Raw genomic sequence first — 20,632 nt, 5'->3', positions numbered from 1 at the left:
CGCCACGGACACCCTTGCTCTTGGCTAACCTCTACTTCTGTCTTCGGGGTTCGGGACTTACACCCTATAGTTCATGCGCATGCCGGGCGCACAAGTAAAAAAGTGATATTCAAATGAATCGAATCATCACTTTTGTCCTTCACTTATTTAGTTACTACTTTATCTAAGTATGCCCGAATAGATGCTTCTCCATTTGATAATGCCTCGACTTCTCGTAACTCGTCTTTTCGCATTTTTTCTTCAGCTGCATGTGCTATTTGTTCGACATCCTCCTTTGGAATCACCACTACCCCATCCACATCACCAACAATATAGTCACCTGGATGGACTACCACTCCTCCAATCGCAATAGGTACGCCAATAACACCGCCCCCATTCTTAAAGCCAGCTGCAACAGTTGTACCTAAAGAGAAGACAGGAAACCCTAAATTCCGAATTGCTTGAATATCACGGATAACACCGTTCACAACAAAGCCTTGTACCCCTACACCTTTAGCTAAGGAAATAACAAAATCCCCCGCAACCGCTCGATTTGTATTCCCTTTTGCATCAATTACGATTATATCGCCCTTTTGTGCTTTACTGATTGCTTCTAATACCGCTCCATTCTCTCCATCAGGCAAGCGTACTGTCAGCGCTCGTCCAGAAATTTTGAAGTCATCACTTAGTGGTTTAATCTTCCCATCAATATTTGTATGACCACCAGTTGCATCTGAAATAGCAGTTGTCGGTAAAACAGTCAACCTTTTCTGAATTGTTGTTGTTTGCATTTCCATACCCCTCCATAATTAACTAAAAATTGTAATAATTTATATGTTATAGGAATATTAGATTAAGTTAAATAGGTTTTTTCATTAATTTAATCTAAATAGCCCTTTAAAATCATCCAAACTGGATACAATGGTTTTGAGCATGTGGTGCCAAGGTATACATACTAAAGATAAGGAGTGACATGGATGCAATTAAATCGATTAGTCTTGCAATATCAGAAGGATGCTGGCGAGGTTGGCTACAAAATGAAGTCATTTGATATTGAGGTCATTGCAAAATCGACAGGTGGGCTTGCCCCAACAATTCTCTATTTCCATGATAATCAAGATATCACGGATGATATTCGTTCACTTAGATTTGAGGTAAACTCACCTTACTCCTACATCGATGATTATGAGGAATTTCAAACGATGCTCTATAAAAAAGAGCAACGTGCACTTAATAATTTATATGATACATTTAGCATTCGCCCCAAAAACATGTCTACCTCTAAGCAGGTATTATGGAGCTTTGGCGTCTTGCTTTTAATGACAATTCCATTATTAGTGGCAATCATGCTACGTTAGAAAACCCTAAGTATTGCTTTACCTTTACTTAGGGTTTTCGCTTCAGCTACCTTTTTTTAATAATATATCTTGATGGCTTGTTAAAATTGTTACAACCTCTTCAGGCGTTGAAGCGACTTTTAAAATGTCGCGTTGCTCTTCACGAATAAAGCCTTCCTCGATCATCTTATCGAAATGCTGAATAATCGCATCGTAGAATCCATCAACATTATATAAAATCACCGGATTATGGTGTAAGCCGATTTGTGCCCAAGTAAAGACTTCAAAATACTCATCCAGTGTGCCACAGCCGCCTGGCAAGGCAATAAAAGCATCAGAAAGATCAATCATTTTCTTTTTTCGTACATGCATCGATTCAACAAAATGAATTTCAGTTAAATGTAAATGGGCGATTTCACGTTTTTGTAAATGCTCCGGCATAATGCCAATCACTCGCCCATAGTGAGCTAGTGCAGCATCTGCTACAGTTCCCATTAACCCAACATTAGAGCCTCCATAAACAATCCCAATTTTAGCTTTCGCTAAGGTTTCACCTAGTTCTTTCGCCTTTTCTATATAAATAGGCTTCTTCCCTGTTTGTGAGCCACAATAGATAGCAACGTTCATCTTTATTCCCCCAATGTTGGATTTGTTATAATACAAGTATACTTTGGAATTATTAATACTTTGTAAAAAAAGGAGACCTTCTATGAAAATTTGTCCTTTAGGTGTTGGTGGTGCATTCACAAAAAATAATTATCATAATAACTATATCATTGATGTAGACGAAAAATTCCTATTAATTGATGCGGGGACAACTCTACGCGAAAGCTTGCCTGCAGCTGGTTATAGTTATTTAAATCTTGATTATGTTTTCATATCACACCTCCACTATGACCATGTTGGTGGCTTAGAGGAATTAGTGATGACGCGGTTCTGGCAATTTCATAACGGGCAGCATTCACCTTTAAAAACGACTATTATCGTTCATGAAAAGCTCGCTTCCCCTTTAAAAAAATACCTGAAAAACGGCTTAGAAAATCAAGGTCGTACCGTTGAGGACTTTTGTAATTTCGTGATATTAAAAGATACAGATGCTTTTAGTATAGGGCAATATAATTTCACAATCTTCGATACGACAAACCACCATGTTGATGGTCTAATCAGTGCGGGATTTAAAATATCTACGAAGGAGGCAAATATCGTTTTTTCAGGGGATATGAAGGAATTAGAAGCAGCTAATCTATTAAAGCAGGTTGATGAAAAGACCGTTGCTATTTTTCAGGACATTAGCTTTACTTATAACGGTGTACACGCGACTCTTCAGGATGTGCTAAGCTATTACCCAGCTTCACTACATGAGAAAATTTATGCAATGCATTATAACGATAATGTAGAGGATTACGAGAAGGAAATAAAAGAAGCAAGAATACAGCTAGTGAAAAAACAGGATGTTCTTGAACCTCTCTAAAACATAAAAACAGCACTTCCTCCAAGGAATAGTGCTGTTTTTAACTAGATTTCTTCTTTTATTAAGTCATAGGTAATACAAATCGGCTTATTTGACCGAGGATCCGTACTGATGACCGCATCAATATTAAACACCTTTTTTAACACTTCAGAAGTCATTACTTCCTCAGGTGTACCAGCCTTTACTAAATTTCCTTGTTCAAGTGCAATCATGTAATTCGAGAATCTTGCTGCATGATTTAAATCATGTAAAACCATCACAATGGTACGATTTTCTTTTTCATTTAAATTTTGAAGCAGCTCTAAAACCTCAAGCTGATGGGCCATATCTAAATATGTAGTTGGTTCATCCAAGAAAATAATATCTGTATTTTGCGCAAGTGCCATTGCAATCCAAACACGCTGCTTTTGGCCACCTGAAAGCTCATCCACAAAGCGCGTTTTTAACTCGTAAGTGTTAGTTGCATTTAGCGCCCAATCGATAATTTCTCGATCTTCCTTCGTCAAGCTTCCAAAGCCCGATTGGTATGGGAAACGGCCATAGGAGACCAATTCTTCCACTAATAACCCGACTGCACTATCCTGGGTTTGGGGTAAAATAGCTAATTCCTTAGCCAATTCTTTTGTATTTTTCTTCTGAATCTCCGCACCATCAAGCATGATCTGCCCCTTTTGATGTGGGATAATTCTCGTCATCGCTTTTAACAAGGTCGATTTGCCACAGCCATTTGACCCGATAATTGTCGTAATTTGACTATCAGGAATACCTATAGTTAAGTCATTGACGATTACTTTTTTATCGTAACCAACTTCGACATTACTTACGTTCATTCGCATTTCTATATTTCAACTCCCGCATTTCGGCGTTAATAAGAATCGTTCTCAATTAATCTCTATCAAAAATTATTCTCTTTTCTAATAGGATTGTCAATACAAAAGAGTTAGATAGTATGGCACTGACTAAGGCCTTATTATTTATTATGTTTGAAATCTTACTCTTTATTAACAAACAGCAATTAAAAAGTGCCTCCTATGATTGAAGGGAGACACTTTTTCTATATATTAATGTAACTCTTCTATTTACGAAGAGGGCTTGTTTGCACCTGTCACAAGCTTTCGGTGCAGTTAATATTGTTTCCCTTTTTTAAATAGCTTTTACCTAAAATATACTTTTTTCTATTTACGAAGAGGGCTTGTTTGCTCCAGCATATACGCAATACGTTCAACAATGCTTTCGATTTGCTCTGGGTTTTTCACTAGGTCGTAATCGTTGATGTCTAAACGTAAAACTGGGCAAGAATTAAAGTTGTTGATCCAGTTTTCGTAGCGGTCATGCATTTCAATCCAGTAATCGTTTGGCGTTTGCTGTTCCATTTCACGTCCACGCTCTTGGATACGGCCAATAATGTTGTCAATTGGTCCCTCTAAATATACAAGTAAATTTGGATGCGGGAAATAAGGAGTCATAACCATTGCATCAAATAAATTAGTGTATGTTTCATAATCTGTTGGGTTCATTGTCCCTTTGTCATAATGCATTTTTGCAAAAATTCCTGTATCCTCGTAAATCGAACGGTCTTGAATGAAGCCGCCGCCATATTCAAAAATACGTTTTTGCTCCTTGAAGCGTTCTGCTAGGAAATAAATTTGTAAATGGAAGCTCCATTGCTCAAAGTTATCATAGAACTTGTCCAAATATGGGTTTGTATCTACTTTTTCAAATGAAGTACGGAAATTCAAAGCTTCTGCAAGTGCTTTTGTCATTGTAGACTTTCCGACCCCAACTGTTCCAGCAATCGTAATTACTGTATTGGATGGAATATTGTATTTTTCTCGTAAATTCATTCTGGTTGTGAACTCCTTTGTCGTAGCTTTTCTTCTACTAATTTTAATACCTGCTCTAAGTCTTCAGGATTTTTTACAAAGTCTATTTGGTCGCCATTTAACTGAATGACCGGAATATCAGGATGCATCACTTCAAAATGCTGAATGAATTCATGATAATCTGCCGCTAATTGCTCTATGTAATCACGCGTAATCATTTTTTCAAATTCTCTGCCGCGCAGCGCGATTCGATCCATCAACGTATCTAAACTTGCATGTAAATACACTACCATATTAGGGCGTGGCATATCTGCAGTTAAAATTTTGTAGATAGCTTCATACTTTTCGTATTCGGATGGCTTTAACGTACGCTTTGCGAAGATTAAATTTTTAAATATATGATAATCCGCAACGACAGGTGACCCTGTTTCTATAATATGTTTCTTAATATCGCTTAGTTGTTTATATCGATTACAGAGGAAGAACATCTCCGTTTGAAAGCTCCACTCATCAATATCTTCATAGAACTTTCCTAGAAACGGGTTTTCGTCCACAATTTCCTTTAATAGATGGTATTCATAGGCGTCAGAAATCGCTTTAGATAGCGATGTTTTCCCTACACCAATTGGACCCTCTACTGTAATAAATGGAACAGTCACGAGAAGTCCCCCCTTCACGTCTAAATTCGTCAATGCTATTCATTTTATCATATGAGCTTGTCGAAAAACAGAGACAGAAGGTAAACAAAATAAGGAATTATTATAAAGCTATAGTATTAGGGAAATGATGGGTATTTTCTATCGTCTAAAAGACATCAGGAATGACTGCATTTTTACATATTGTCATGGTAAACTAGCAAGCAAGGAGAGATGAACGTGGAACTTTTTGAAAGAGATCGAAAATTTATGCTAGAAGCTATGGAAGAAGCAAAAAAGGCACAAGACTTGGGCGAGGTACCAATTGGAGCTGTAGTGGTATATAAAGATGAAATTATTGGACGTGCACATAATTTACGGGAAACAACGCAAAATGCCGTCACTCATGCTGAATTGATGGCCATCCAACAAGCCTGTGAAGCAATAGGAAGCTGGCGTTTAGAAGAAACCACTTTGTATGTTACCTTGGAACCTTGCCCAATGTGTGCAGGTGCAATTCTTCAATCCCGCGTTCCCCGTGTAGTATATGGAGCAAGAGATATAAAGGCAGGCTGTGTCGATTCCTTGTATCGTTTGTTAAATGATTCAAGATTCAATCACGAATGTGAAGTAACTGAAGGTGTATTAGCAGAGGAATGCGGCGAAATGCTGACGCGTTTTTTCCGTGCAATTCGCGAACGAAAAAAGGCCGAAAAGCTCGAACGAAGACGTTTGGCTCAAGAGGGAGAGGATCATGCAATTCAGCAAATTAAAAAAGACCATTGAAGGATTTTTATGTGCTGCCTTAAGAGGCCGAGTGGAATTACATGCGGCTGTTTACCGACATTCACATGATGAGCGCTCGCGAGTTTGGTTTACTTTTGATAAAGAGGAAATTCTAAGTGCTGCAGACCTTTCGTATTCAATGATGCTCTATAAACGCGAACAAGAACTGAAAGAACTAAATAACTTAAAGCCTATTCCTTATAATACAGATTGGGATGTAATGCTCAATTCACCAGAACGGGAAGCATTAATTGCAGCTTCGGAACAAGCTGAAGAAGAATTAATGCGCGCTGGTGAGTGGGAGAGCTGGCATTTATATTCAGCCCTTATGAAATATCCACATCTATCAATAAAGGACGCTTTAATAGAAGATGACCCCTTGATTCGAGCATTCGCCTTGTTTGACCGCCGTGTTGGGAAACGTCGGCTTTCAAAAATAGACCATTTTGAACATCCGATAGAGGAAAAGTTTTTCCAAATTCGTTGTATGGCTGAAGGTTTGAACAGGGGGGAGGAGATGAACGGAACTTCCATTTCGGATTTGAATTAAAATCTACTATTCACCTTACCGCATGAGCTACCTCGACTAATCCCATTCTAAGCGGAGCCTATTTAGTAGAGGTAACAGAATATTCATGGCACTGTATTGAAAAATAAGCGGAGTATTTCCGCTTAAATTAAAAAATAACCTTATTATCCTTAGAATAAAGGAGGTATTTCCCTTTATATTGTCCAAATCTTGAAATTTTGACTTATTTAGAGCAGTTATCCAAAATATCTCCGCTTATTTCAGCACCTTAAGCCTTCACTAAACACATTAGCCGAAAATTTTCCGCTTAAGTATTCTTATACCTGCACGATAATTAGATTTTGAGGATAGAAAAAGCATGGGATAAAACTCACCATGCTTTTCTTAAATCTATTTTCATCTTTAAGAGAGAACCCTTACTTACGTTTAGCCGCCCTCGAGATTTAATTATAATTTCGCCATAAATTTTTCTAGACGATCCATGCCCTTTTGTAAAACCTCTAAAGGCTGAGCAAAAGATAATCTAATATAGCCTTCGCCGAATTCTGAGAAGGCACTTCCTGGAACTGTCGCAAGCTCCTGCTCTTTTAATAGATTGATACAGAAATCAAAAGAGGTCATGTTCGTCTTTTTAATAGACGGGAAGATGTAAAAGGCTCCTGCTGGTTTTACTACATCAAAGCCCATTGCCACTAAACGATTATAGACATAATCGCGACGCACTTTATATTCCTTCTTCATTTCAACCGGATCATTTAAGCCATCTGTTAAAGCTGCAAGCGCCGCGTACTGACTGATGCTTGTTGCACAGCTAATATAGTAGCCATTTAGCTTTGTCATTTCTTTTGTAAGATAGCTCGGTGCTAGTGTATACCCAATTCGCCAACCTGTCATAGAGTGGGATTTAGATACACCATTGATGACAATTGTTTTATCTCGCATGCTGTCGTAAGAAGCAATCGATTTGTGTGTATTTTCATATATTAACTCACTATAGATTTCATCTGAGATAACAAAAATCTCTTTGTCTTTTAAAAGTGCTGCAATTTTTTGTAACTCTTCATCTTTAATAATTGTGCCCACTGGATTACATGGGGATGGTAGAATGACGCATCTTGTTTTATCTGTGATATGCTTCTTTATTAATTCGGCAGTTAATACAAAATCTGTAGCCACTGTGTCTACACAAACTGGCACCGCTCCACAAAGCTCAATCAGTGGGATATAGCCTGGATATGCCGGGGCAGATAAAATCACCTCACACCCCTCCTCTAAAATTGTTCGTAAGGCAATAGTAAGCGCTCCAGAAGCACCGTGTGTCACGATAATTTCATCCTGTGGTTTATATAATAAATCATATTGATGATCGTAAAAGGATGAGATGGCTTTTCGGAGCTCAACAATCCCGGCATTAGGTGTATAAGATGTATGGTTTTGATCAATCGCAAGCTTTGCCTTTTCCTTTACATGAGCTGGTGTTGGAAAATCAGGCTGGCCGATTGTTAAATTAATAGCATTAGGGTAATCCACTAGCATGTTCGTAAACTTTCGAATACCAGAAAGCTCAATTTTCTTCAAGTTTTTATAAATTAAATGTTCCATTCTTATATCCCCTTCTAGTAAACTTTTTCACAATTTAAATATTCATTATTTTCATTTTACAATATTTGATGATAGAATTTCACACTTTACCACAATAAAATCCTACTATTTTTATTTCCTTTCTATTTATTTTTCACTAGCTAATTTTTCATGGTTATCGAAATAATAATCTTCTTCCTTACATATTATGCAACGAAAAATACTTTTCTCGTATATGAAAGGAGAGGCTGTAAAATGAAAACGTTAACAAGGATATCAAACACGCTTATGGAAAAATATTTACCAGACCCGTATATATTTGTAGCAATTTTAACGGTCCTTGTTTTCCTGCTCGGAGTTATACTGACGCCAAGCTCACCATTAGATATGGTTGTTTACTGGGGAGATGGCTTCTGGGGATTACTGTCTTTTACAATGCAAATGGTTATTGTATTAGCTGCTGGGCACGTGTTAGCTAATAGCCCTGTCTTTAAGAAAGGCTTATCCTCAATTGCTAGCAAGATTAAGAAGCCTTCTAGTGCAATCATTATTGTTACTTTCATTTCATTATTAGCTTGTTGGATTAATTGGGGCTTTGGGTTAGTAATTGGCGCCTTATTCGCAAAGGAAATTGCTCGTCATGTGAAGAAGGTTGATTATCGATTATTGATTGCAAGTGCTTATTCCGGCTTTATCATTTGGCATGGTGGGTTGGCTGGTTCCATCCCTCTATCAGTTGCAACTGAAGGCCATCCATTTGCGGATTTAATCGGTGTTATACCAACATCGGATACAATCTTTACGTCTTACAATTTATTTATTGTATTAGTAATTTGCTTTACATTACCTTTCTTCAATCGTTGGATGATGCCGAAAGAGCAGGATGTGGTTGAAGTAGATCCAGCGTTGTTAGTTGAAGAAGAGCAAAAGTTCCCTCTTGCCGAAAAAACATTTGCCTCTTGGACGGAAAGAAGTACGTTGTTAACAGTTTTAATTGGACTTATTGGCCTTTCCTATTTGGTTCATCATTTTATAACAAAAGGATTTGTTTTGGATTTAAATATTGTTAATACCATTTTCATTATTCTTGGAATTATTTTTCATGGTACGCCACAGCGTTTCATAGCTGCAGCTCAAAATGCAATCAAAACGACATCCGGAATCGTGTTCCAGTTCCCGTTTTATGCAGGAATCATGGGGATGATGACTGTATCTGGCTTAGCTATGGTTTTCTCGGAATGGTTTATTAGTATTTCGAATGGCTTTACCTTCTATTTATTTGCCTTCTATTCTGCAGGTCTAGTGAATTTCTTCGTTCCTTCTGGTGGTGGGCAGTGGGCAGTACAGGCACCAATTCTATTAGAGGCCGCCCAATCGATTGGAGCGGATTATGCAAAAACAGCGATGGCGATTGCTTGGGGAGATGCTTGGACAAATATGATTCAGCCATTTTGGGCATTACCAGCATTAGCAATAGCTGGACTTAAGGCAAAGGATATTATGGGGTTCTGTTTGTTTGTACTCATTTTTACAGGCGTCATTATTAGTATTGGATTGTTATTCTTATAGATGAAAAAAGGGACAGCATTAATTAGATGCTGTCCCCATTTCTTTATTTTGGAGCGATGACTTCTTTTCCACCCATGTATGGTCTTAATACTTCAGGTATTACTACTGATCCGTCGGCTTGCTGATAGTTTTCTAAAAGAGCTGCTACTGTACGGCCGATTGCTAGGCCTGAGCCGTTTAGTGTGTGTACGTATTCTGGTTTTGCACCTTGTTCACGGCGGAAACGGATGTTTGCACGGCGCGCTTGGAAATCTTCAAAGTTTGAGCAAGAAGAGATTTCACGGTACATGTTTTGCGTTGGCATCCATACTTCTAAATCGTATTTTTTTGCAGCTGTAAAGCCAAGATCAGATGTGTTCATTAATAATTTACGGTATGGTAAGCCTAATAATTGAAGTACTTTTTCAGCATGACCTGTTAATTTTTCTAATTCATTATAAGATTCCTCTGGTTTTACAAAGCGTACTAATTCCACTTTATTGAACTGATGCTGGCGAATTAAACCGCGCGTATCGCGACCTGCAGAGCCTGCTTCTGAACGGAATGAAGCGCTATATGCAACAAAGCCTTTCGGTAAAATTTCACCGTCAATAATTTCATCACGGTAGAAGTTTGTTACAGGCACTTCTGCTGTTGGAATCATGAAGTAATCTGTATCCACTAATTTGAATACATCCTCTTCAAATTTCGGTAATTGACCTGTACCTGTTAGGCTATCACGGTTTACAATTACTGGTGGCAGCATTTCTTCATAGCCATGCTCTTCTGCATGTAAATCCATCATAAAGCTCATTAAAGCACGCTCTAGACGAGCTCCTAAGCCACGGTAGAATACGAAACGACTACCTGTTACTTTCCCTGCACGTTCAAAATCGACAATTTGTAAATCTGTTGCAAGGTCCCAGTGTGCCTTTGCTTCAAAGTCAAAGCTTGGCTGCTCACCCCATGCAAGTACTTCAACATTGTCATCCTCTGTTTCACCAACTGGTACAGTTTCATGTGGGATGTTCGGCAAACGCATCATCATGTAGTCGAATTTGTCTTCTACTTCACGAAGCTCATTATCTAATTGCTTAATTTCGTCTCCCACTTCACGCATACGTGCAATAACGTCATCTGCATTTTCTTTGTTGCGCTTCATGACAGAGATTTGCTCTGATACTTTATTTCTTTCAGCTTTTAACACTTCTGTTTTTGCAATTAATTCACGGCGCTTTGCATCTAATCCTTCAAACTCATCTATATTCCCTAAATCTTCATTACGAGTTAGAAGAACCTTTTTCACTTCCTCATAATTGTCTCGGACACGTTTGATATCTAACATGTTGATTCCTCCATTTTAGTTATTTTATTGATTACATTACTCCATTCACTTCACCGTACTAGAGAAAGAGAACACAAAAAAGCCCTCATCCCCATGAAGGGACGAGAGCTACCCGCGTTGCCACCCTAATTGATTAGAAAAAGTTCTAATCCACTTATCTCATAACGGCTTTTCAACCGGCAAAAGCCTACTATAAATTCAGCTTAAGCAACTCAAGGACGGATTCACAAGTGCTTTTACCAGCTTCCACCAACCGCTGACTCTCTAAAAAAAACGTGCTTGCTACTACTTCCTATCATCGATGTTATCAATATGCTATTCGCCTATGCGAATTAAATTAACCATAATGTACTATATGCTGTTCGAATTTGCAAGAGAAGACTGATGAAAATCTTCCACCATTTCCATAAAAAATTTCAACAGTCGTGTATCGTCAGTTAACTCCGGATGAAAAGAACATCCTAAGTATTGCCCTTCTTTTGCTAAAACTATTCGTCCATTATATTCAGCTAATATTTCTACATTCGGGCCAACTGAAGCTATATGTGGAGCTCTTATAAATACCGCCGGAATGTCAGCACCAATTTGCTTTACCTCAAGTTTTGCCTCAAAGCTATCAACCTGTCTGCCAAAGGAGTTCCTTTCGACGACAACATTCATCAAGCTAAGATGGGCCTCTTCATAGTCCACTATTTCTTTAGCTAGCAAAATCAGTCCTGCACAGGTTCCAAACATTGGCATACCTTGCCTTGCTAGCGAGCGAATTGGCTCCATTAGTTGATGACGGTCCAATAGCTTACGTATAGCTGTACTTTCTCCACCAGGTAATACAAGCCCATTTAGATCAGTTAAATCCACTAAGGTCTTTACTTCAACAGCCTCGCATCCGAGTGATTGGATCTGCTGAATATGCTCTCTAACAGCTCCCTGTAAAGCAAGAACGCCGATTTTCATGCTACCAACCTCGTTCCTGCATGCGTTCACTATCTAAAAGTGTAGAGATTTCAATGCCCTTCATTGGGCTTCCAAGCTCCTTTGAAATGTCGGCAATCAACTGGTAATCCTTGAAATGCGTGGTTGCCTCCACAATAGCACGAGCAAATTTCTCAGGATTTTCGGATTTAAAGATACCTGAACCAACAAATACCCCATCTGCTCCTAATTCCATCATTAATGCAGCATCAGCTGGTGTTGCCACTCCTCCAGCAGCGAAGTTCACAACTGGAAGTCTGCCTAATCGTTTAATCTCCACTAATAGCTCATAAGGTGCGCCTAAAATTTTGGCCTCGGTCATTAGCTCATCCTCATTCATCCCGACAACTCGACGAACCTGTGCATTTACTTTTCGAATATGACGTACGGCTTCAACGATATTTCCTGTCCCAGGCTCACCCTTTGTACGAAGCATGGAAGCACCCTCTCCAATACGACGAGCAGCTTCTCCAAGATCTCGACACCCACACACAAATGGGACAGTATAGTCGCTTTTTAGTAAATGGTATTCCTCATCCGCTGGTGTTAATACTTCACTTTCATCGATATAATCTACACCCATAGCTTCTAATACACGCGCTTCGACAATATGACCAATACGTGCCTTTGCCATTACCGGAATCGAAACTGCATTCATGACCTCTTCCACGATTCTTGGATCCGCCATTCGTGCGACACCACCAGCTTTACGAATGTCTGACGGAACACGCTCTAATGCCATTACTGCAACTGCCCCTGAGGCTTCCGCAATTTTCGCTTGCTCTGCATTAATGACATCCATAATAACGCCACCTTTTTGCATTTCTGCCATACCACGTTTTACTCTTTCTGTCCCTAAAAGTTTCATGTCAAATTTTCCCTCCACTACTTTGATGTAATAAAGTATAATAAAAGTTGACCATATAAAAAGAGTCAATTTTCTAAAAACCTTTATGGTCACCTAGGAGGAAAGCCTATGGACATGCTAATCTTCAAGCTAGAAAAAAATAGTAAAAAACCTTTATATGAGCAGCTCTATATCGGAATGAAAGATGCCATTATTACAAAACAACTTGAAGTCGGAACAAAATTGCCGTCAAAACGGAAGCTTGCTGATTTTTTAAATATTAGCCAAACAACCGTTGAGATTGCTTATGGACAGTTACTTGCAGAGGGCTATATTGCTTCGAAACCTCGTATAGGCTTCTTTGTGGAGGAAATTGATGAACTCCCCTTTATTGAAAGCAAACAGGTAAAAAGCCAAGTTAAAGTCCGCTCTAATTTATCTGAACCATTTAAATATAATTTTCACCCCGGAAAAATTGATACAGAATCCTTCCCGTTTGCTATATGGAGAAAATATGCAAAGGATCTTTTTGATTATCCCTCGAAGGAATATCTCCAGGTTGGTGAAGCTCAGGGAGAATATGAACTTCGGGTAGAAATTGCTAATTATTTGTATCAATCACGAGGGATTATATGTAACCCTGAACAAATTGTTATTGGATCAGGTACAGAGCAGCTACTGCCGATGATTTTACGGTTAATCGAAATGAATTCAAAAATTGCCCTCGAAAATCCGGGGTACTCTGCCATTCCTAGAATACATTTAGCAAACAAGGCGCTTCCAGTTGGTGTCGATGAGGACGGGCTAATCGTTGATGAATTAGAGCAAACCGACGCAAATATTGTTTATATTACCCCTTCCCATCAGTTCCCTACTGGGGCTGTCCTATCTGCTGCCAGAAGAACACAGTTATTGAATTGGGCATCCAAAGCGGAAAACCGTTATATTATAGAGGATGACTATGATAGTGAATTTCGATATATTGGTAAGCCCATTCCAGCCTTGCAAGGGATGGATCAGAACGAAAAGGTCATTTATTTAAGTACATTTACGAAATCTTTAATGCCTTCTCTACGTGTCGCCTATTTTGTTTTGCCACCTTCACTATTGCAAAACTATCAAGAAATTTTTAGCTATTATTCTGCTACGGTTCCGAGATTTGACCAGCATATCCTGGCAAACTTTATGAAGGATGGTCACTTCTCTAAGCATTTAAATCGTATGCGTAAAATTTATCGCAAAAAGCATGATAAGCTAACAAATACATTAACAAACTCTTACCCTGCCATCGCTATTACGGGAGATCATGCCGGGATGCATATTTTAATCTCTGTACCTATCAATCACCATTCAGAGCAGGAGTTAAAAAAATTAGCCAATGAAAATGGTATAGCGGTGTATCCTGTATCTGATTATTTACTAAAGCCCATCGAATATGCACAACCAACATTCTTACTCGGATTTGGTGGAATAGCCTTAGATGATATCGAGCCAGCAATTCATGAGCTAATGCGCTGTTGGTCTGTAAAAAGAAACCAAAAGAAAGGGAAATCTCATGATTGATGAGACTTCCCTTCTTTTTAATGGTCTAGTAATTCAATATTGTAATTTTCAAACCAGCGATCAATTTGTACTAAATAAGCAAGAAGCTGAGGACCTGCCATTAATTGTCCAAACCACGGAACTTTAAAGGAAGATCCACCGGAGGAAACAAGCTGCTCCAGCTGCTCTTTTTCAAATAGCTCATGCAAGATGGATTCTTTTCTTTGAAGTGTGCTGCTTAATAATTGCTTTACACCATTCGTGTAATCTGGGTGGTAGGTTTTTGGGTATGGATTCTTTTTTCGATATAATACTTCCTCTGGTAAAAGACCTTCCACTGCTTTACGTAAAAGACCCTTCTCCATATTTCCCACGTTTTTCATTTCCCACGGAATATTCCAGGCGTACTCTACGATTCGGTGGTCTGCAAATGGTACGCGAACCTCCAAACTTGCTCCCATACTCATGCGATCTTTTCGCTCCAATAATGTTTGCATGAAATAACGCATATTCAAATAAAATAGCTCGCGTTGCTTGGCAGCTTTTGGATCCTCCCCTTCAAGCTTAGGTGAATCTTTGACAGCTTCCTCAAATGCATTTTTCATAAAGTCCTTTAATTGTAGCTTAGATTGCCATTCTTTTCTTAGGAAGCCTTCACGCTCGTCGGCAGAACGAATCCATGGGAAAATCTCATAGTCTCGATGGAACCATGGATAGCCACCAAATACTTCATCAGCACATTCACCTGATAATGCCACTGTATATCCTTCTTTGATGACACGACAAGAAACCAGTAGTGAACTATCAATATCCACCATCCCTGGTAAGTCGCGTAATAGCATCGATTCTTCTAAATAATCGACAATATCCTTTTGAGATAGAATAATATCAAAATGATTTGTTTTGAATTGCTCTGTCATTTTGTTAATCCAGTAGCTATCCTGAGAAGTTTGGAAATCATTCTTTTCAAAGAATTGTTCATTGCCCTCATAGTCAATAGAATAAGTATTCAAAGTACGTCCTTCTTGATTGTACGTATTAGCTGCGATTGCTGTAATGATACTTGAGTCCAGACCACCAGATAAAAATGTACAAAGTGGTACATCGGAAACAAGCTGACGTTTAATTGAATCCGTTACTAAGTAACGAACCTGCTCCACTGTTTCTTCAAAGGAATGTTCGTGCTTTTGACTTTTTACGTTCCAGTAACGCCATTTCTTCATGCCAGCTTTAGAAAATTTCATCGCATTTCCTGGCTCAAGCTCTTCGATTCCTTTGTAAACACCATTTCCTGGTACTCTGGATGGACCAATACTTAACAAAGCAGCAAGCCCTTTACGGTCAATTTGAGGCGTCATTTGAGGGTTAGCTAGAATTGCCTTGATCTCCGAGCCAAATAGGAGTGCGCCCTCTTTTTGTGCATAAAAGAATGGTTTAACACCTAGACGATCTCGGAAGGCATATAACGCCTCTTCTTGTTCATCCCATACTGCAAAGGCATAAATTCCATTTAAATACTCGACACATTGCTCTCTCCACTCGATGAATGAAGCTAGCAACACTTCCGTATCTGAAGACGTAGAAAAGCTATAGCCACGCTTTACAAGCTCCTGGCGAATTTCTTCTGTATTATAAAGTTCTCCGTTATACACCATATTATAGGATTTGTCTTGGTGCACCTTTGTCATTGGCTGTTTACCACCAATTAAATCGATAACAGCTAAACGACGATGCCCTAATAGAGCATGTGTGCTAGACCAAACATTGCCATCATCTGGACCCCTCTTACTTAACGTTTCTGTCATAGCCTTAATTATACCATCTTGATTCTTTAGGGATTGTGTATAATCAATCCAACCTGTAATGCCGCACACTTTTTATCACGCTCCTTCACCTACTAGCTTATGAAAGACTTGGGCGAGGTTGTTTTGTCCAAGAAAAAAAAGAATGTGACAGCCTTAAATTCAGTGCTTTCTTTTTGTTTAAATACCTGGTTTCATAGCAATGTTTGTGGGTAAATAAAAAAAGAGCCGTTCTATAAATTTTCATTTATAAAACAGCTCTACAGCTCTTTTTCTATTTTATTATTTAAAATAATCCACCGACGAATCCAGTGATACCATCCCAAACGTTTCCGAAGAAGCTACCGATTCCTTGGAAGAACAGTGATACAAATCCAGCACGCTCTACACTGCTTGTTGTCACTACGTCAGGTGAAAAGCTTTTGCCATCGATAAATCCATAATCTTCGCCTTCTGATTTTTCGATTACGACTTTACCAACAACCGTATCTTTTTCAACCTCTGCTTCAAGGGATTTCTTATCTAACTCTATCTTAGGAACATATAAATCTTTTTCACTAGTTTTTACGATTAGAGAGATTGGTTCTTTAACAGCAATTTCTACACTGTCTTCCTTCCCTTTTGTTACAGGAATAGTTTCCTTGCCTTCAAACACAAAGTTTTCTGGCACAATTTCTTGCTTTGTAAATTGGGTAAAACCATGGTCAAATAGTTTTGCAGCTGCATCAAAGCGTGCAGTACGTACACTATCTCCATTTGAATCTTTTGCGTTCATAACAACGGCAATTAAACGTGTCCCATTACGTTCAGCAGTTCCAGTAAAGCATTGACCTGCTAACAGTGTAGAACCTGTTTTTAAACCATCTACACCTTCATATTCACTTACTAATCCGGGTAACATCCAGTTCCAGTTATCCATTTTGATTTCATCATCTGTTCCTGCACGGAAAGTCTTCCTAGGAATACTAGAAGTCTCTAATACTTCTGGATGGTCTTTTAATAGATGATAAGCAAGTTTTGCCACTGATCTAGCTGGCATCACGTTTTCACTTTCAGCACCAGTACCTTCAGGATGCATTCCAAAAAGATCCGAATTATTTAAACCAGTTGAGTTTACAAAACTGTAACCCTCTAAACCGATTTCTTCTGCCTTTTCATTCATAAGTTTTACAAATTCTTTTTCAGAACCTGCAATTGTTTCAGCAATTCCTACTGTTGCAGCATTTGCTGAATAGATAGCCATTGCCTCATATAACTCTTGAATCGAATATGATCCATCCGCACGTAAAGGTACATTACTTAATGCACGGTCTTGCGACATTTTATATGTATAGTCGGTAACATGGTACTGTTGATCCCAAGTGATTGTACCTTCTTTAATAGCATCTAACAGGATATATTCAGACATCATTTTTGTCATACTTGCAATACCTAGAGAAGTGTCTGCATTTTGTTCATATAAGATTTTTCCTGTATCTGCATCAATTAAAATTGCTGCATCCACGTTTATACCTAAGTCTGATTCTGCTGCACTCGCGCTTGGTGTAGCTGTAACAAGTGTGCTGATTAACAGAATTGGAATCATCAGCAGGCTAAACCAAGATGCTTTCTTAACTGTTTTCACTAAAAATACCTCCAATATTTTATTTAATATACTTTCGTCATTTTATCATAGAACTTGCAAGAAAAATATTACGTTTAGAATAGAAAATCATGGTTACTCATTATATTTGTTTAATTTTAAGGCTTTTTTACAAATTACTATCCTTAAAGCTACTATTTTCCTATCAACTCTTATGTTTAGGAGTTACTATCTACTTTAAAAAGAGATAAAAAGCATACTTCTCACATCAAATTTTGACGTTAAAAGTATGCTTTAGGTTTCCTAGATATTATAGTGAATAGTTAGGCGCTTCTTTTGTAATTTGAACATCATGTGGATGTGATTCACGAAGACCTGCACCTGTCATTCGAATAAATTGTGAATTGTCACGTAAGTATTCTAAGCTTGGTGCTCCACAGTAACCCATACCTGCTCGAATTCCACCAAGTAACTGATGAATTGTATCTGTTAAAGGTCCTTTATAAGGTAGGCGTCCTTCAATTCCTTCTGGAACAAGTTTTTTTGCATCCTCTTGGAAGTAACGATCCTTTGAGCCTTTTTCCATTGCAGCTAATGAACCCATACCTCGGTAAACCTTAAAGCGTCGACCTTGGAAAATTTCTGTTTCTCCTGGAGATTCTGAAGTACCTGCAAGTAAGGAACCAAGCATTACGACATGTCCTCCTGCTGCTAAAGCTTTTACGATATCTCCAGAGTATTTAATCCCACCATCAGCAATGATTGTTTTACCCATTTCTCTTGCAACTGTTGCACAATCATAAACTGCAGTAATTTGAGGTACACCAACACCAGCAACTACACGAGTTGTACAAATTGAACCAGGTCCGATACCAACTTTTACTACATCTGCTCCTGCTTCATATAAAGCACGAGTAGCTTCTCCAGTTGCTACATTTCCTGCGATAATTTCTAATTCAGGGAAGGCTTCACGAATTTGTTTTACTGTTTCAATTACACCTTGTGAATGGCCATGAGCTGTATCAATTACGATGACATCAACCTGTGATTCAACTAACATTGATACACGTTGCATTGTATCATTTGAAACCCCAACAGCAGCTCCAACTAGCAAACGTCCTAAACTGTCCTTTGCAGCATTTGGGAATTCAATTACCTTTTCGATATCCTTAATTGTTATTAACCCAGTTAGCCTACCGTTTTCATCAACGATTGGGAGCTTTTCGATTTTATATTGTTGAAGAATTTTTTCAGCTTCCTCTAAAGTCGTGCCAACAGGAGCTGTTATTAATGCTTCTTTTGTCATTACATCTTCAATTTTTAGTGAATAATCAGATATAAAACGTAAGTCGCGGTTTGTAATGATTCCAACTAATGTTAAATCATCCTCATTATTTACAATTGGGACACCCGAAATGCGATATTTACCCATCAAATGCTCAGCGTCAAATACTTGATGCGTTGGTGTTAAGAAAAAAGGATTTGTAATAACACCATTCTCAGAGCGCTTAACTTTTTCAACTTCTTCAGCTTGTTCTTCAATACTCATATTTTTATGGATAATCCCGATACCACCCTGACGAGCCATAGCAATCGCCATTTTGGATTCAGTTACAGTATCCATCCCTGCACTAATAATTGGGATATTCAGTTTGATTTTTGGAGTTAATTGTGAAGATAAGTCAACCGTTTTTGGTAATACTTCTGAATGTGCTGGTACTAATAGAACATCATCAAATGTTAAGCCTTCTTTGGCAAATTTCGTTTCCCACATTTCGTAAATGCCTCCATTTTCTTAAAGAATATTAATTGTAAGATTAACAACATGGAATCTAAGTGTCAAGAACACTTTAAAAGAAAGATTATTCGGATAATTCTATTAAATTTATGTCTTAATATATTATTTAGTGTATCAATCTGATAAATCATCCTTTAGGTAACTTCACTTAGTATTTACCTGTGAAGGATATTTAATTAATCTGATTAGTAAATATATAAATGTTTATTAACATGTAAACGGATTCAACTTAATTAAATAATATTTCCCTTTAAAAATTTCAGTTTTCAATGGATTTCGAAAATTTGAGATGTTAGTTTTTATTATTAATTGCTCACATAATAAAAAAGATGCCCTAGCATCCTTTTTTAAATAACATTTTCAGTTTTATATACCACTACATATTGTTCATAATTTAATACTTCAATTGCATTTGACCAATGTAAAACAGTGCCAACAAATCTCACAGGGGGTGCCCTCAACTACCATCGACGCCATTCTGCGAAGTGCGATGACACGGCGGCTAACTTCGTCATCTGCGTCGAGCCGATGCTCATGTACAAAGTACATTGCGCTTCGTTTTCCTTGATTCCTTGTTATCCTTGGTCCTCCCACTTCTCGAGATTTTACATCTGTATGTATTTCTTTTTCTTATACGCACCGATGAACCTTCAGTTTAATAATAGTTGGGGGTTTTTTGCATATAAAAAAACCACTGAATACTCAGTGGTTTAGTTGCCTAGCGACGTCCTACTCTCACAGGGGGAAGCCCCCAACTACCATCGGCGCTAAAGAGCTTAACTTCCGTGTTCGGTATGGGAACGGGTGTGACCTCTTTGCCATCATCACTAGACTTGCACATGGATGTGCTGGCTTCGCCGTTGCAACATGGACGTTGCGCTCTTAGGCGAAGTTCCTATTTGTTTCTGAAAGAAGCTTGTTCTCTCAAAACTGGATAAAGACATTGATTGCATTCAAGATTTTGGTTAAGTCCTCGATCGATTAGTATTCGTCAGCTCCATGTGTCACCACACTTCCACCTCGAACCTATCTACCTCATCGTCTTTGAGGGATCT

General features: G+C 38.4%; 18 protein-coding genes, 2 rRNA genes and 1 other annotated feature. Of the genes, 6 read left to right on the top strand and 14 right to left on the bottom strand.

Annotated elements, in window-relative coordinates:
- Window positions 1–143: 143 nt before the first annotated feature.
- Window positions 144–770, bottom strand: coding sequence for an RraA family protein (locus BJ095_RS17260; protein WP_107937507.1), 627 nt, complete (start codon window positions 768–770; stop codon window positions 144–146).
- Between the two features lie 186 nt (window positions 771–956).
- Between BJ095_RS17260 and BJ095_RS17255 the strand changes: the two genes are divergently transcribed.
- Window positions 957–1,337, top strand: coding sequence for a sodium:proton antiporter (locus BJ095_RS17255; protein ID WP_107937509.1), 381 nt, complete (start codon window positions 957–959; stop codon window positions 1,335–1,337).
- A gap of 42 nt (window positions 1,338–1,379) precedes the next feature.
- Here the strand turns inward: BJ095_RS17255 and BJ095_RS17250 are convergent, their stop codons facing one another.
- The gene (locus BJ095_RS17250) at window positions 1,380–1,943 is read right to left on the bottom strand and encodes an LOG family protein (RefSeq protein WP_181418113.1); all 564 of its coding nucleotides are present in this window, start codon (window positions 1,941–1,943) and stop codon (window positions 1,380–1,382) included.
- A gap of 82 nt (window positions 1,944–2,025) precedes the next feature.
- On the opposite strand from BJ095_RS17250, the gene BJ095_RS17245 reads away from it, so the two are divergent.
- On the top strand, window positions 2,026–2,787 hold the full coding sequence (locus BJ095_RS17245; protein ID WP_107937511.1) for an MBL fold metallo-hydrolase: 762 nt from the start codon (window positions 2,026–2,028) through the stop codon (window positions 2,785–2,787).
- A gap of 44 nt (window positions 2,788–2,831) precedes the next feature.
- Here BJ095_RS17245 and BJ095_RS17240 read toward each other — a convergent pair whose 3' ends face one another.
- From BJ095_RS17240 to BJ095_RS17230, 3 genes are all read right to left on the bottom strand, one after another.
- Entirely contained in the window at window positions 2,832–3,623 is a 792-nt protein-coding gene (locus tag BJ095_RS17240; RefSeq protein ID WP_107937513.1) for an ABC transporter ATP-binding protein, read from the bottom strand.
- Between the two features lie 339 nt (window positions 3,624–3,962).
- Window positions 3,963–4,631 carry a deoxynucleoside kinase gene (locus BJ095_RS17235; RefSeq protein WP_107937515.1) on the bottom strand — a complete coding sequence of 223 codons (669 nt, stop codon included), beginning with the start codon at window positions 4,629–4,631 and terminating at the stop codon, window positions 3,963–3,965.
- Window positions 4,628–5,269: a deoxynucleoside kinase gene (locus BJ095_RS17230; RefSeq protein ID WP_107937517.1), complete on the bottom strand. Its 642-nt coding sequence runs from the start codon at window positions 5,267–5,269 to the stop codon at window positions 4,628–4,630. The genes BJ095_RS17235 and BJ095_RS17230 overlap by 4 nt, the downstream gene beginning before the upstream one ends.
- A 216-nt stretch (window positions 5,270–5,485) precedes the next feature.
- On the opposite strand from BJ095_RS17230, the gene tadA reads away from it, so the two are divergent.
- Both tadA and BJ095_RS17220 read left to right on the top strand, forming a co-directional pair.
- Window positions 5,486–6,031, top strand: coding sequence for a tRNA adenosine(34) deaminase TadA (gene tadA, locus BJ095_RS17225; RefSeq protein ID WP_181418112.1), 546 nt, complete (start codon window positions 5,486–5,488; stop codon window positions 6,029–6,031).
- A complete protein-coding gene (locus BJ095_RS17220) occupies window positions 6,000–6,581 on the top strand; it encodes an SF0329 family protein (RefSeq protein ID WP_107937539.1) in 582 nt (193 codons plus the stop codon). The genes tadA and BJ095_RS17220 overlap by 32 nt, the downstream gene beginning before the upstream one ends.
- Before the next feature lie 426 nt (window positions 6,582–7,007).
- On the opposite strand, the gene BJ095_RS17215 is transcribed toward BJ095_RS17220, so the two are convergent.
- Window positions 7,008–8,162 carry an aminotransferase A gene (locus tag BJ095_RS17215; protein ID WP_107937521.1) on the bottom strand — a complete coding sequence of 385 codons (1,155 nt, stop codon included), beginning with the start codon at window positions 8,160–8,162 and terminating at the stop codon, window positions 7,008–7,010.
- A gap of 234 nt (window positions 8,163–8,396) precedes the next feature.
- Here BJ095_RS17215 and BJ095_RS17210 point away from each other — a divergent pair, with 234 nt between their 5' ends.
- Complete coding sequence (locus BJ095_RS17210; RefSeq protein ID WP_107937523.1) at window positions 8,397–9,710, top strand: short-chain fatty acid transporter; 1,314 nt, start codon at window positions 8,397–8,399, stop codon at window positions 9,708–9,710.
- A 43-nt stretch (window positions 9,711–9,753) separates the two neighbouring features.
- On the opposite strand, the gene serS is transcribed toward BJ095_RS17210, so the two are convergent.
- The 3 genes from serS to pdxS all read right to left on the bottom strand — a co-directional run bounded on the left by serS (window position 9,754) and on the right by pdxS (window position 12,874).
- On the bottom strand, window positions 9,754–11,034 hold the full coding sequence (gene serS, locus BJ095_RS17205) for a serine--tRNA ligase (protein WP_107937525.1): 1,281 nt from the start codon (window positions 11,032–11,034) through the stop codon (window positions 9,754–9,756).
- Window positions 11,035–11,128: 94 nt separating this feature from the next.
- Window positions 11,129–11,342, bottom strand: a binding site (T-box leader).
- 43 nt (window positions 11,343–11,385) lie between these two features.
- The gene (gene pdxT, locus BJ095_RS17200; protein WP_107937527.1) at window positions 11,386–11,988 is read right to left on the bottom strand and encodes a pyridoxal 5'-phosphate synthase glutaminase subunit PdxT; all 603 of its coding nucleotides are present in this window, start codon (window positions 11,986–11,988) and stop codon (window positions 11,386–11,388) included.
- A gap of 1 nt (window position 11,989) precedes the next feature.
- Window positions 11,990–12,874 (bottom strand): pyridoxal 5'-phosphate synthase lyase subunit PdxS, encoded by an 885-nt coding sequence (pdxS, locus tag BJ095_RS17195; protein WP_107937529.1) that lies wholly within the window; start codon window positions 12,872–12,874, stop codon window positions 11,990–11,992.
- Between the two features lie 108 nt (window positions 12,875–12,982).
- Between pdxS and pdxR the strand changes: the two genes are divergently transcribed.
- Complete coding sequence (pdxR, locus tag BJ095_RS17190) at window positions 12,983–14,416, top strand: MocR-like pyridoxine biosynthesis transcription factor PdxR (protein ID WP_181418111.1); 1,434 nt, start codon at window positions 12,983–12,985, stop codon at window positions 14,414–14,416.
- Between the two features lie 17 nt (window positions 14,417–14,433).
- On the opposite strand, the gene asnB is transcribed toward pdxR, so the two are convergent.
- From asnB to BJ095_RS17160, 5 genes are all read right to left on the bottom strand, one after another.
- The gene (asnB, locus tag BJ095_RS17185) at window positions 14,434–16,269 is read right to left on the bottom strand and encodes an asparagine synthase (glutamine-hydrolyzing) (protein WP_107937531.1); all 1,836 of its coding nucleotides are present in this window, start codon (window positions 16,267–16,269) and stop codon (window positions 14,434–14,436) included.
- A gap of 214 nt (window positions 16,270–16,483) precedes the next feature.
- Window positions 16,484–17,821 carry a D-alanyl-D-alanine carboxypeptidase family protein gene (locus tag BJ095_RS17180; protein WP_107937533.1) on the bottom strand — a complete coding sequence of 446 codons (1,338 nt, stop codon included), beginning with the start codon at window positions 17,819–17,821 and terminating at the stop codon, window positions 16,484–16,486.
- A 268-nt stretch (window positions 17,822–18,089) separates the two neighbouring features.
- A complete protein-coding gene (gene guaB, locus BJ095_RS17175) occupies window positions 18,090–19,553 on the bottom strand; it encodes an IMP dehydrogenase (RefSeq protein WP_107937535.1) in 1,464 nt (487 codons plus the stop codon).
- A gap of 740 nt (window positions 19,554–20,293) precedes the next feature.
- Window positions 20,294–20,409, bottom strand: a 5S ribosomal RNA gene (gene rrf, locus BJ095_RS17165).
- Window positions 20,410–20,538: 129 nt separating this feature from the next.
- Window positions 20,539–20,632: ribosomal RNA gene (locus BJ095_RS17160) — 23S ribosomal RNA — on the bottom strand; the annotation flags it as partial.

The sequence above is a fragment of the Ureibacillus chungkukjangi genome, from assembly GCF_003217295.1.
Classification (GTDB): Bacteria; Bacillota; Bacilli; order Bacillales_A; family Planococcaceae; genus Ureibacillus; species Ureibacillus chungkukjangi.
This window is presented reverse-complemented; position numbering and strand designations above follow the sequence as displayed.

What these genes read in the sequence shown, in the direction of transcription:
- guaB (WP_107937535.1), bottom strand. Translation starts at nt 19,553, where the DNA reads ATGTGGGAAACGAAATTTGCCAAAGAAGGCTTAACATTTGATGATGTT.
- pdxT (WP_107937527.1), bottom strand. Translation starts at nt 11,988, where the DNA reads ATGAAAATCGGCGTTCTTGCTTTACAGGGAGCTGTTAGAGAGCATATT.
- BJ095_RS17220 (WP_107937539.1), top strand. Translation starts at nt 6,000, where the DNA reads ATGCAATTCAGCAAATTAAAAAAGACCATTGAAGGATTTTTATGTGCT.
- BJ095_RS17245 (WP_107937511.1), top strand. Translation starts at nt 2,026, where the DNA reads ATGAAAATTTGTCCTTTAGGTGTTGGTGGTGCATTCACAAAAAATAAT.
- BJ095_RS17210 (WP_107937523.1), top strand. Translation starts at nt 8,397, where the DNA reads ATGAAAACGTTAACAAGGATATCAAACACGCTTATGGAAAAATATTTA.
- BJ095_RS17215 (WP_107937521.1), bottom strand. Translation starts at nt 8,162, where the DNA reads ATGGAACATTTAATTTATAAAAACTTGAAGAAAATTGAGCTTTCTGGT.
- pdxR (WP_181418111.1), top strand. Translation starts at nt 12,983, where the DNA reads ATGGACATGCTAATCTTCAAGCTAGAAAAAAATAGTAAAAAACCTTTA.
- pdxS (WP_107937529.1), bottom strand. Translation starts at nt 12,874, where the DNA reads ATGAAACTTTTAGGGACAGAAAGAGTAAAACGTGGTATGGCAGAAATG.
- BJ095_RS17260 (WP_107937507.1), bottom strand. Translation starts at nt 770, where the DNA reads ATGCAAACAACAACAATTCAGAAAAGGTTGACTGTTTTACCGACAACT.
- BJ095_RS17255 (WP_107937509.1), top strand. Translation starts at nt 957, where the DNA reads ATGCAATTAAATCGATTAGTCTTGCAATATCAGAAGGATGCTGGCGAG.
- BJ095_RS17240 (WP_107937513.1), bottom strand. Translation starts at nt 3,623, where the DNA reads ATGCGAATGAACGTAAGTAATGTCGAAGTTGGTTACGATAAAAAAGTA.
- BJ095_RS17235 (WP_107937515.1), bottom strand. Translation starts at nt 4,631, where the DNA reads ATGAATTTACGAGAAAAATACAATATTCCATCCAATACAGTAATTACG.
- serS (WP_107937525.1), bottom strand. Translation starts at nt 11,034, where the DNA reads ATGTTAGATATCAAACGTGTCCGAGACAATTATGAGGAAGTGAAAAAG.
- BJ095_RS17250 (WP_181418113.1), bottom strand. Translation starts at nt 1,943, where the DNA reads ATGAACGTTGCTATCTATTGTGGCTCACAAACAGGGAAGAAGCCTATT.